Source organism: Modestobacter lacusdianchii (genome assembly GCF_054177765.1).
This window is the reverse complement of the sequence record NZ_JBJJTJ010000008.1, coordinates 166,973-178,900: the sequence shown is the minus strand read 5'-3', so window position 1 is coordinate 178,900 and position 11,928 is coordinate 166,973. Positions and strand designations below refer to the sequence as shown.

The window sequence follows — 11,928 nt, the reverse complement described above, 5'->3', positions numbered from 1 at the left end:
GCCGGCGCCGCCGCCACCCCCCCGCCCCCCCCCCCCCCCCCGGGCGCGCGGGCGCGGCGGCCCCCCCCCCCCCCCCCCCCCCCCCCCCCCCCCCACGAGGCGAGCAGCAGGGGGTCCGCAAGTGGCGAACGCGTGGTTCGAGTCCGTGGCCGAGGCGCAGCGGCGCGCGCGACGGCGGCTGCCCAGGGGGGTCTACGGGGCGCTCGTCGCCGGATCCGAACGCGGTCTGACCGTCGACGACAACACCGCCGCCTTCGCCGAGCTCGGGTTCGCCCCGCACACCGCCGGCCTGAGCAACGAGCGCCGGCTCGGTGTCACGGTGATGGGCCAGCAGATCTCGATGCCGGTGCTGATCAGCCCCACCGGCGTCCAGGCGGTGCACCCCGACGGCGAGGTCGCGGTCGCCCGGGCCGCCGCTGCCCGGGGCGTGGCCATGGGCCTGTCCTCCTTCGCCAGCAAGCCGGTCGAGGAGGTCGTGGCCGCCAACCCGCAGACCTTCTTCCAGGCGTACTGGGTCGGCACCCGCGAGGAGATGCTCGGCCGGATGCAGCGGGCCAAGGACGCCGGCGCGGTCGGCATGATCGCCACCCTGGACTGGTCCTTCGCCTACGGACGCGACTGGGGCAGCCCGTTCATCCCGGAGAAGATCGACCTCGAGGCGGTGCGGCGGTACGCCCCGCAGGTGCTGGTCAAGCCGCGCTGGCTGCTCGACTTCGCCCGCACCCGGGCCCTCCCCGACCTCACCGTGCCCAACATGGTCGCCACCCCCGGTGACCCGGCGCCCACCTTCTTCGGCGCCTACGGCCAGTGGATGAACTCGCCCATGCCCTCCTGGGACGACGTCGCCTGGCTGCGCGAGCAGTGGGACGGGCCGTTCATGCTCAAGGGCGTCATGCGGGTCGACGACGCGGAGCGCGCCGTGGACGCCGGCGTCACCGCGATCTCGGTGTCCAACCACGGCGGCAACAACCTCGACGGCACCCCGGCCTCGATCCGCGCCCTGCCAGCGGTGGCCGAGGCGGTCGGCGACCAGGTCGAGGTGCTGCTGGACGGCGGCATCCGCCGCGGCGGCGACGTCGCCAAGGCCCTGGCCCTGGGCGCGAAGGCGGTGATGATCGGCCGGGCGTACCTGTGGGGGCTCGCCGCGAACGGCCAGGCCGGGGTGGAGAACGTGCTCGACCTGCTGCGTGACGGGCTCGGCTCGGCACTCATCGGCCTGGGGCACGAGTCGGTCGACCAGCTGCGCCGCGAGGACGTCGTCGTCCCGCCGGGCTTCGAGCGGCGCCTGGGCGCCACCGGGTAGCCGTCTGCACCGATGAGTTCGGTGGGGTCGGGTCGTCTTCACGGTGACTGCGCACCCGTCGTCCCCGGAGGCACCCATGCCCGGCCCCTCGCGGTTCGTCACCCTGTGGTCGGCGCTGGAGGCGCAGGTGGCCGCGGGCACGCTGCCCGGCTACGCCGCCGCCGTCCGGTACCGCGGGGAGGTGGAGGTGCACACCGGCGGCTGCCTGGCGCTGGGCGGTGCCACGCCGGTGCGGCCGGACTCGCTGTTCCGGCTCGCCTCGCTGTCCAAGCCGTTCGCCGGGGTGCTGACGCTCTCGCTGGTCGAGGACGGGCTGCTGCACCTCGACGACCCGGTCGGCCGGTGGCTGCCCGAGCTCGCCGAGCCGCGGGTCCTGGCCGACCGGGCCGGGCCGCTGACTGACACCGTCCCGGCCGAGCGCCCGATCACCGTGCGCCACCTGCTCACCAGCACCCCCGGCTTCGGCGGTCTCTGGGACGGCTCCCCGCTGGACCGGGCCGTGGACGCCGCCGGCATCGGGCCCGGCCCGCTGAGCCCGGACCTCACGCCCGAGGAGTACCTGGCCCGGCTGGGCGACCTGCCACTGGCCGCCCAGCCCGGGGCGAGCTGGCTGTACCACCTGAGCGCCGACGTGCTGTCGGTGCTGCTGACGCGGGTCACCGGTCGTCCGCTGCGCGAGCTGTTGCGCGACCGGGTCACCGGCCGGCTGGGTCTGGCCGACACCGGGTTCTGGGCGAGCGACCCCGCCCGGCTCGGCCCGGCGTACCAGCCGGCCGGTGACGGGTTCGAGGTGATCGACCCGGCGGACGGGCGGTCGTCCCGGCCACCGGCGTTCGAGGGCCTGGCCGCCGGGTTGGTGTCCACCGCGCCGGACGTGCTCACGTTCCTGGCCGCGCTCGCCGACGGCGGCGGCCCGCTGCTGCAGCCCGCGTCGGTGGCCCGGCTGACCACCGGTCAGCTGAGCGACGCCCAGCGGGCCGAGGCGGCCGACTTCCTCGGCCCCGGCCGGTCGTGGGGCATGCAGGTCGGGGTGCAGGTCGACCCGGCGGAGCCGTGGGCCCGACCGGGCCGGTGGGGCTGGGACGGCGGCACCGGGGTCACCGGCCACGTCGACCCCGACCGCCAGCTGATCGGGGTCCTGCTCACCGCCCGCGGGGTGCTGCCCGGGCCGGACTGGCTCGGCGGCTTCTGGCCCGCCCTGCACCGCTGCCTCTGACCCGACCGGGCGGCCGTGTCGGCGAACACGGCCGCCCGGGGCGGTCAGTTGCCCTTGAGGAGCTCCTCGAAGGACGTCGTCGGGTCGGCGAAGGGGTCGGCCGGGCGGGCCGCCGCGGGGCGGCCGGTGACCACGTCGGCCAGCTCCCCGGCAGCCCGGTCGATCCGGCCGGACAGGGCGCTGCTGCCACCGCCGGCCCAGTCCTCGCTCGCCGCGAACACCCCGGTGGGCACCGGCAGCGCCCGCAGGTAGGCGAACAGCGGCCGCATCGCGAACTCCAACGCCAGCGAGTGCCGCGCCGTCCCGGCCGTGGCGCCCAGCAGCACCGGGGTGCCGATGAGTGCGTCCTTGTCCAGGACGTCGAAGAAGGTCTTGAACAGCCCGCTGTAGGAGGCGGAGAAGATCGGCGTGACCGCGATCAGCGCGTCGGCGCCGACGACGGTGTCGATCGCGGCCTGCAGCTCGGTGTTGGGGAACCCGGTGACCAGCGCGTCGGCGAGGTCGCGGGCGTGCCCGCGCAGCTCCACGACCTCGACGGTCGTGTCGTCGCCGCGGGCCCGCAGCGCCTCGACGGTGGCGGTGGTCAGCCGGTCGGCCAGCAGCCGGGTCGAGCTGGGGTTGCTCAACCCGGCGCTGACCACGGCGAGGGTCCGGGTGGTCACGCCTGCGCCGCCGTCTCCACGGTCCGGCCGGTGACGTCGTCGGCGGCGTGCACGGTGCTGTCGTGCGCACCGCCGGCGGCGGCCACCAGGCTGGCGTGGGTCGGGGCGTCGGGCACGTGCGCCGGCTTGAGGGCGGCGAACTCGCGGCGGAGCACGGGGACGACCTCCTCGCCCAGGATGTCCAGCTGCTCGAGCACGGTCTTCAGCGGCAGGCCGGCGTGGTCGATGAGGAACAGCTGCCGCTGGTAGTCACCGACGTAGTCGCGGAAGCCCAGCGTCCGCTCGATGACCTGCTCCGGGGAGCCCACGGTCAGCGGGGTCTGGCTGGTGAAATCCTCCAGCGACGGGCCACCGCCGTACACCGGGGCGTGGTCGAAGTAGGGCCGGAACTCAGCGACGGCGTCCTGGCTGTTCTTCCGCATGAACACCTGCCCGCCGAGGCCGACGATCGCCTGGTCGGCGCTGCCGTGGCCGTAGTGCTCGAAGCGGCGGCGGTAGAACTCCACCATCCGCTGGGTGTGCTCGGCCGGCCAGAAGATGTGGTTGTGGAAGAAGCCGTCGCCGTAGTAGGCCGCCTGCTCGGCGATCTGCGGGCTGCGGATCGACCCGTGCCAGACGAACGGCGGGACGCCGTCCAGCGGGCGCGGGGTGGAGGTGAAGCCCTGCAGCGGGGTGCGGAACTGGCCGGACCAGTCGACCACGTCCTCACGCCACAGCCGGCGCAGCAGCTGGTAGTTCTCCACCGCCAGCGGGATGCCGTCCCGGATGTCCTTGCCGAACCACGGGTAGACCGGGCCGGTGTTGCCGCGGCCCATCATCAGGTCGACGCGGCCGTCGGAGACGTGCTGCAGGGTGGCGAAGTCCTCGGCGATCTTCACCGGGTCGGTGGTGGTGATCAGCGTCGTGGACGTCGACAGGACGAGCTTCTCGGTCTTGGCCGCGATGTAGCCCAGCGTCGTGGTGGGGGAGGAGACCACGAACGGCGGGTTGTGGTGCTGGCCCTGGGCGAAGACGTCCAGGCCCACCTCCTCGGCCTTCAGCGCGATCGTGATCAGCGACTTGACCCGCTCGGCCTCGGTGGGCGTGCGGCCCGTCGTCGGGTCCGGCGTCACGTCGCCGACGGTGAAGATCCCGAACTGCATGGCGTGCTCCCTCTCGTCTGAGCCGCACTGGTTGAGAGTGCAACTACTGGCCGGTGGAACCGTACCCGAGGCCGGTCCATTCCCACTCCCCGCAGACGACGAACGCCCCTCCGGTCGGGTGACCGGAGGGGCGTTCGTCGGGTGCGGTCAGGACCGCAGCGGGTCGACCGTCTCGTGCTCGCCGACGGAGCCGGCCAGCCGGGCCAGCGCCCAGTCGCCGTCGCCGAGCAGGTGGTCCAGCGCGGTGAGCCGGGAGGTGTGGTGGCCCACCGAGTACTCGGCGGTCACCCCGATCCCGCCGTGCAGCTGGATCGCCTCCTTGCCGATGTGCCGGCTCGCCCGGCTGGCCTGCAGCCGGGCGCGGTCGGCGGCGGTGACCACGTCGCCGTCGGCGTCGACGACGAGGGTGGCCCACATGACCGTGCTGCGGGCCAGCTCCAGCGAGACGTACATGTCCGCGGCCCGGAAGGTGAGCGCCTGGAACTTGCTCAGCGGGACGCCGAACTGCTTGCGCGTCTTCAGGTACTCCGCGGTCGTGGTCAGCGCCGTCTCCATCGCGCCCAGCGCCTCGTGGCCGTAGGCCACCCGGGCCCGGGCCTGCGCCTTCTCGATGGCCGCCGCCTGGTCGCCGGTGGCCTCGCCCAGCGGCTGGGCGGGGGTGCCGGCGAACTCGACCCGGGCCGACCGGGTGCCGTCGTGGTTGCGGTGCCCGGTGCGGGTCAGGCCCGCTGCGTCGCCCTGGACCAGGAACAGCCGGGTCGCCCCGTCCACGACCGCGCTGACCACCAGCAGGTCGGCGCGGGCACCGTGGGGCACCGGCTCCTTGACCCCGGTCAGCGTCCAGGAGCCGCCGTCCTCGGTCGCGGTCACCGCGCGGGCCGAGGGCTCCCAGCGGGTGCCGACCTCGGCGTGCGCGAAGGCCGGCAGCAGCGTGCCCTCGGCCAGTGCGCCGAGCACCTCGGCGCGCTGCGCGTCGGTGCCCAGGTCGGACACCAGCCCACCGGCGAGCACCACCGCCTCCACGAACGGCTCGGGCGCGAGCACCCGGCCGATCTCCTCGGCGACGATGGACACCTCCACCGGGCCGGCGCCCATGCCGCCGTCGGCCTCGGCGAACGGCAGGCCCAGCAGCCCCATCTCGGCCAGTCGGCTCCAGGTCTTCTCGTCGAAGCCCGGGTCGGTGGCCACCACCCGCCGGCGCTGCTCGCTGTCGGAGTAGGCGCGGGCCAGCAGCCCGCTCACCGCCTCGCGCAGGCCGTTCTGCTCGTCGTCGTAGCTGAACTCCACGGTGACCTCACAACCCCAGGATCGAGCCGGCGATGATGGTGCGCTGCACTTCGTTCGAGCCCCCGTAGATGGAGACCTTCCGGTAGTTCAGGTACGACGGCGCCGCCACCTGAGCCCACTCCGGCACGTCGGACTCCCCGCCGGTGAACGAGGGCACCGACAGCGGCCCGGCCACGTCGACCAGCAGCTCGGTGGCCGCCTGCTGCAGCTCCGACCCGCGCAGCTTCAGCACCGAGGACGCCGGGTGCGGCTTGCCGCCGGCCGAGTTGGCCACCACGCGCAGCGCGGTGAGCTCCAGGGCGAGCAGCTCGTTCTCCAGCTCGGCGATCCGCGCCCGGAAGAACGGGTCCTCGGCGAGCGGGGCGCCGCCGGAGGTGATCTGCCGGGCGTGCTCCTTGGCCTCGGCCAGCATCCGCTTGGTCGAGCCGATCCGGGCGATGCCCACCCGCTCGTTGCCGAGCAGGAACTTCGCGTAGTCCCAGCCGCGGTTCTCCTCGCCGACCAGGTTCTCCGCCGGCACCCGGACGTCCTCGAAGAAGACCTCGTTGACCTCGAAGCCGCCGTCCAGCAGCTCGATCGGCCGCAGCGTCACCCCGGGGGTGTCCATGGGGAACAGCAGCAGCGAGATGCCGCGCTGGCGCTTCTCGGCGGTCGGGTCGGTGCGCACCAGGCAGAAGATCCAGTCGGCGTGCTGACCCAGCGTCGTCCAGGTCTTCTGGCCGTTGACCACCCAGTCGTCGCCGTCGCGCACCGCGGTCGTGCGCAGCGAGGCGAGGTCGGAGCCGGCGTCGGGCTCGGAGAACCCCTGGCACCACCAGATGTCGAGGTTCGCGGTGGCCGGCAGGAAGCGCTCCTTCTGCTCCTGCGAGCCGAAGGTGGCGATGACCGGGCCGATCATGCTGGTGTTGAAGGCCAGCGGCTCGGGCACCGCGGCCAGCTGCATCTCCTCGCGCCAGATGTGGCGCTGCAGCGGCGTCCAGTCGCGGCCGCCCCACTCGACCGGCCAGTGCGGCACGGCCAGGCCGGCGGCGTTGAGCGCGCGCTGGGCCTCGACGAACTGCTCCTTGGTCAGCTCCCGGTGGGCCGCGACCGCCTCCCGGATGGACTCGGGCACCTGGGTGGTGAAGAAGGTGCGCATCTCGTCCCGGAAGGACTGGTCCTCCGGCGACAGCTGCAAGCGCATGGGACCTCATTCCTGACAGCAACTCTGCCGTCTCGACGTGGAGGTGTCGAACATCCCACATCCCCTACCGGTCGGTAACCCGGGGGCCGCGGACGCGCCGTCGGTGACCCCGCGTGGTCGCCCCCGGGCCACCCGCCCCGTTGGGGGGAAGAACCCCGGATCGGCTGGAGAGCGGGCCCGCGGACGCCGAGGCTGTGGTCAGGACGCGCCGCCGCGTCCGGTGGACGACGGAGGGGGTACGGGCGTGGCTGCACGGACGCGGGCGCTCAGCGAGCCGTCGGCGTCCCCGGAGGTCGTCGCGGCGGTCTTCCACGGGGTGAGCGTCAGCGACGCCATGGCCATCCTGGTCGTCGAGCAGGTGGACGGCGTGCTCCGGGTGGGCTGGAGCAACGAGCGGGCGGGCACCCTGCTGGGCTACGGCCTGGCGGACCTGCACGCCGTGCCGGTCGAGCAGCTGCTGCCCTCGCTGCGCGGCGGTGAGCTGAAGCTGCTCCTCCGCCGGGAACGCACCGTGCACATGACGCTGCCGGTCCGCTGCGCCAGCGGCGCCCTGCTGGAGTGCACGGTCGCCGCGGTGCCGGTGCCGCCGCCGGCCGGGAAGCGCTGGACGGTGCGGCTGCACGCCACGGCCAACGAGGCCGAACTGGCGCTGCGGGCCACCGCCGATGCGCACGAGCGCCGCTTCGCCACCCTCACCGAGCGCTCGCCGGTGCCGACCCTGCTGTCGGAGCAGGGGATGCGGCTCGCGCACGTCAACGACGCGTTCTGCGCCCTGGTGGGGCGGCAGGCCGAGCAGCTGCTGGGCACCGGGTGGATGGACGCCGTGCACCCCGAGGACCTGGAGCCGGTGATCGAGCAGGCCGTCGCCGTGCTCGAGGGCGGCGACCGGGAGGTGCGCGCCCGGCTGGTCCGGGACGACGGCACGGAGCGCAGCACGGTCATCCGCTTCGCCCACGTCTTCACCCCCGGGGTGGGGGCCGGCTTCATCGGCACGATCGAGGACATCACCGACCGGCTGGCCTTCGAGGCCAGGCTCGCCTACCAGGCCAACCACGACCCGCTGACCGGGCTGCCCAACCGCACCCTGCTCGCCGAGCACGTCGCCGACCGCTTCCGGCCCGGCGCCGGTGGGCTGGCCTGCATCTTCCTGGACCTGGACAACTTCAAGGTCGTCAACGACTCGCTCGGCCACACCGCCGGCGACGCGCTGCTGGTCGAGGTCGCCGCACGGCTGCGGTCGACCGTCCGCCCGGGTGACCTGGTGGCGCGCTTCGGTGGTGACGAGTTCGTCGTCGTCTGCCAGCACGTCACCGAGGACGACGCGGTCGCGCTGGCCGAGCGGATCGGGCTGGCGCTGCACCGGCCGCTCACCCTCTCCGGGGTGGAGCTGCACCCGCGGGCCAGCGTGGGGGTCACCGTGCAGACCGCCGAGCACCGGGCGGCCGAGGAGCTGATCCGCGACTGCGACATCGCCATGTACCAGGCCAAGGCCGGCGGCAAGGGCCGGATCACGGTGCTGGACTCCGAGGCACGGGCCCAGGCCCGGGACAAGCTGCGGCTGGTCGCCGATCTCCGTGAGGCGATCGAGCGACGCGACATCACGTTGATGTACCAGCCGATCTTCAGCACCGCCGACGGCAGCGCGGTGGCGGTGGAGTCCCTCGCCCGCTGGCACCACCCCGAGCGCGGCGCGATCAGCCCCAGCACCTTCGTGCCGCTGGCCGAGGAGAGCGGCCTGGTCTCCGCACTGGGCCTGCTGGTGCTCGACGAGACCTGCCGGCAGCTGGCCGAGTGGGACCGCCGGCTGGGAGCCGACGCCCCGCAGCGGGCCAACGTCAACGTCTCGGCCCTGCAGCTGGACGTGAACCTGCACGGGCACGTGCAGTCGGCGCTGTGCCGCCATCAGCTGGAGCCGCGCCGGCTGTCGATCGAGATCACCGAGTCGGCGCTGATGAAGGACCCGGCATCGGCCCGCGCCGTGCTGCTCCAGCTGCGCGACCTGGGGGTGCAGGTCTCCATCGACGACTTCGGCACCGGCTACTCCTCGCTGGCCTACCTGCGCCACCTGCCGGTCGACTGCCTCAAGGTCGACCGCTCCTTCGTCGCCGAGCTGGCCGACGGGCACGCCGAGATCACGTCCGCGGTGATCGCGCTGGCCCGCAGCCTGGGCCTGTCCACCGTGGCCGAGGGTGTGGAGACCGGGGAGCAGGCCGACGAGCTCGCCCGGCTCGGCGCGACCTACCTGCAGGGCTTCAGCCTGGCCGCCCCGCTCACCGGCGGCGAGGCCGCCACCTGGTTCGCCGGTCGGCACGCCACCGACGACCACGACGCCCGATGACCAGCCGCCCCGGCGCCACCTGCCCGGTGGCCGGCCACCCGCCGTCCGACCGACACCCCGACCTGGAGCCGACGTGACCCCGTCCGCCGCACCGTCCCTGACCGTCGCCCCGGTCTTCGACCTGGAGCGGGTGCTGGCGAGCATCGACAGCATGGCCGCCCAGCGTCCGGTGGCCGCCCAGATCGTCTCGGAGGCCAACTCCGACCGGGTCAGCGCCAAGGAGCTGTCCCGGATGCTCGGGGCCGACGTCGCGCTGGCCAGCCGGGTGATGAAGCTGGCCAACTCCGCCTTCTACGGGATGCGCGGCCGGGTGACCTCGCTGCAGTTCGCGGTCACCGTCGTCGGCTTCGCGACGGTGCGCACGATGGCGACCGTCGCGCTCACCGACCTGGACGACGAGTCGCGGCTGCCCGAGGACTTCTGGGAGGTGAGCACCACGCTGGCGCTGGCCGCCTCCACCCTGGCGCCGCGGTTCGCCGAGCGCCCGCAGGACGCCCTGTGCCTCGGGCTGCTGGCGCAGATGGGCGTCGCGCTGCTGCACCACAACGACCCCGACGGGTACGCCGAGCTGTGGGCCACCCAGCGCTCCTTCGCCGGGCGCCGGACGGCGGAGGTGCACCGGTACGGCATCTCTGCCCTCCGGCTGACCTCGGTGGCCCTCGAGCAGTGGGGCTTCCCCGCCGGCATGCTCGTGCCGCTCACCCAGGTGGACGACGGAGCCTCCTTCTCCGGCGCGCTGCTCCGGTCGGCGTTCGAGGTCGCCGGCCGGCTCACCGACGGCGACCACCAGGAGACCGCGATCGAGCGGGTCAGCTGCGGCCAGCTGCGGGAACGCGACGTCGCCCCGATCCTGTCCCAGGTGCGCGCCGACGCCGAGGAGCTGCGCACCGCGCTGCTGGGCTGAGCAGCGCGGCGCGCAGCTCGCTGCTCAGGTAGCGGGCTCCGGGTTGTCCGGCTGCGGGTCGGCACCGACGGTGGGCAGGTAGCCCGGTGCCTCGCGGGCAGCGGCCTGGTCCTCGAAGTCCGCGGCGATGTCCAGGACCCGGGCGTCGTCCCATCGGGTGCCGAAGAACGAGACGCCGACCGGCAGGGTCTCCCGCGGGCCGGCGAAGCCCGCGGGCACCGACACGTTCGGGTAGCCGGCCACCGCGGCGGGCCCGGAGGTGCTGTAGACGAAGGCGTCCGCCTCGCCGTCCAGGTACTCGTAGCGAGTCTGCCAGGCCGGGGTGTTCGTCAGCCCGACGATCGCGGCCAGGTCGTCCTCCGGGCCGGCGCCCTGGGCCAGCACCTCGTCGATCGAGGCGCGGGCCAGCTGGCGGATCCGGTCGCGGGTCTCCCGGATCGCCGGGTCCTCCTCGGGCACGGTGGCCGCCTGGGCCTGCTCGAAGAGCTCCTGGCCGAAGTAGGCCAGCTCGACCGGGTCCTGCTCGTTGAAGGCGATCAACCCGGCCAGGTCGGCCGGGTGGTCGCCGGGGGTGGCGGCCAGATAGGCGTTCAGGTCGCGCTTGAACTCGGCCAGCAGCGCCGGGGTCTCCCCGGCGCCCACCTCCTCCAGGTAGGGCATCGTCACCGGCACCGCGGTCGCGCCGGCGGCCTCCAGCTGCTTCACCGCCGCGGCGAACACCGCCTCGGTCGGGTCGTCGACCGCGGCGGACTCCTCCGGCGACAGCGTCCAGACCCCGATCCGGGCGCCCTCGAGCGCGTCGAGGTCCAGGTCGGCGAAGTCGGTGGTCAGGTCGGCGGGGATCTCCGCCGTCGCGGCGTCCTCGTCGTCGCGGCCGGCGAGCACCTCCAGGGTCAGCGCGGCGTCGATCGCGTGCCGGGCCATCGGGCCGGCGGTGTCCTGCTCGGCGGAGATCGGCACGATGCCGGTGCGGCTGACCAGGCCGAGCGTGGGCTTGACGCCGACCACGCCGTTGGCGCCGGCCGGGCAGACGATCGAGCCGTCGGTCTCGGTGCCGATCGCCACCTGGGCCAGCGAGGCGGCCACGCCCACCGCCGACCCGGAGGAGGAACCGCACGGGTTGCGGTCGAGCACGTAGGGGTTCGCGGTCTGCCCGCCCACGCCGCTCCAGCCGCTGGTGGACGCCGCGCCGCGGAAGTTGGCCCACTCGGACAGGTTCGCCTTGCCCAGCACGATCGCGCCGGCCTCCCGGAGCCGCCGGGTGATCACCGCGTCGTCCGGCTCGCTGTCCAGCAGCGCCCGGGAGCCGGCGGTGGTCGGCAGCTGCTCGGTGTCCACGTTGTCCTTGAGCAGCACGGGGATGCCCTCCAGCGGCCCCCGCGCCTTCTGCCGCTTGCGCGCCTGGTCACTGGCGGCGGCGTCGGCCAGCGCCTCGGGGTTGACGCTGAGCACCGCGCCGAGGTCGTCGTTCAGGTCGTCGATCCGGTCCAGGTAGGCCTGGGTCAGCTGGACCGAGGTCAGGCTGCGCTGGTCCATCCGCTCCTGGAGCTCGGGGATGGTGAGCGCGTCGAGGTCGAGCCCGCGCAGCGGCAGCGTGCCGGAGCCGGCGGCGTCCGGGCGGCCTCGTTCGGTGCCGGACTGGTCGGCCGGTGCGGCGGCGACGGTGCTGGCCGGGACGAGCAGGGCGGCGGCGAGCGCGGCGGTCACCGCGGCCTTCCGGCGCAGGGGATGGACGGCGACGCGCATGGGCTCCTCCGAGCACTGGTGGGGCTGCGTCCTGAGCGGCTGGGTGCAGAGCACGCTAGGGCCGGCGCTCAGCTGCCGCTGGGTGAGCGCACAGCGTCGCGCGCGTCGGCGCCCGACGCGCCGCGCACCGTCACCGAGGGGCATGGT

At 74.2% G+C, this 11,928-nt stretch carries 9 protein-coding genes; 4 read left to right on the top strand and 5 right to left on the bottom strand.

The window, feature by feature from the left end:
• The first annotated feature begins 121 nt into the window (after positions 1–121).
• Entirely contained in the window at positions 122–1,303 is a 1,182-nt protein-coding gene (gene mftD / locus ACJTNH_RS08395) for a pre-mycofactocin synthase MftD (RefSeq protein ID WP_458174534.1), read from the top strand.
• Positions 1,304–1,379: 76 nt separating this feature from the next.
• Positions 1,380–2,519: a serine hydrolase domain-containing protein gene (locus ACJTNH_RS08390; RefSeq protein WP_458174532.1), complete on the top strand. Its 1,140-nt coding sequence runs from the start codon at positions 1,380–1,382 to the stop codon at positions 2,517–2,519.
• A 44-nt stretch (positions 2,520–2,563) separates the two neighbouring features.
• On the opposite strand, the gene ACJTNH_RS08385 is transcribed toward ACJTNH_RS08390, so the two are convergent.
• The 4 genes from ACJTNH_RS08385 to ACJTNH_RS08370 all read right to left on the bottom strand — a co-directional run bounded on the left by ACJTNH_RS08385 (position 2,564) and on the right by ACJTNH_RS08370 (position 6,793).
• The gene (locus ACJTNH_RS08385; protein ID WP_458174530.1) at positions 2,564–3,181 is read right to left on the bottom strand and encodes an FMN reductase; all 618 of its coding nucleotides are present in this window, start codon (positions 3,179–3,181) and stop codon (positions 2,564–2,566) included.
• Positions 3,178–4,323: an LLM class flavin-dependent oxidoreductase gene (locus ACJTNH_RS08380; RefSeq protein ID WP_458174528.1), complete on the bottom strand. Its 1,146-nt coding sequence runs from the start codon at positions 4,321–4,323 to the stop codon at positions 3,178–3,180. Before ACJTNH_RS08380 ends, ACJTNH_RS08385 begins: the two co-directional genes overlap by 4 nt.
• 147 nt (positions 4,324–4,470) lie before the next feature.
• Positions 4,471–5,610, bottom strand: coding sequence for an acyl-CoA dehydrogenase family protein (locus ACJTNH_RS08375; protein ID WP_458174526.1), 1,140 nt, complete (start codon positions 5,608–5,610; stop codon positions 4,471–4,473).
• A gap of 7 nt (positions 5,611–5,617) precedes the next feature.
• Positions 5,618–6,793 (bottom strand): acyl-CoA dehydrogenase family protein, encoded by a 1,176-nt coding sequence (locus tag ACJTNH_RS08370; RefSeq protein WP_458174524.1) that lies wholly within the window; start codon positions 6,791–6,793, stop codon positions 5,618–5,620.
• A gap of 244 nt (positions 6,794–7,037) precedes the next feature.
• Between ACJTNH_RS08370 and ACJTNH_RS08365 the strand changes: the two genes are divergently transcribed.
• Positions 7,038–9,131: a putative bifunctional diguanylate cyclase/phosphodiesterase gene (locus tag ACJTNH_RS08365; protein WP_458174522.1), complete on the top strand. Its 2,094-nt coding sequence runs from the start codon at positions 7,038–7,040 to the stop codon at positions 9,129–9,131.
• Between the two features lie 73 nt (positions 9,132–9,204).
• Entirely contained in the window at positions 9,205–10,035 is an 831-nt protein-coding gene (locus ACJTNH_RS08360) for an HDOD domain-containing protein (protein ID WP_458174520.1), read from the top strand.
• A 24-nt stretch (positions 10,036–10,059) separates the two neighbouring features.
• Here ACJTNH_RS08360 and ACJTNH_RS08355 read toward each other — a convergent pair whose 3' ends face one another.
• Positions 10,060–11,781, bottom strand: coding sequence for an amidase (locus ACJTNH_RS08355; RefSeq protein WP_458174518.1), 1,722 nt, complete (start codon positions 11,779–11,781; stop codon positions 10,060–10,062).
• Between the last annotated feature and the right edge of the window lie 147 nt (positions 11,782–11,928).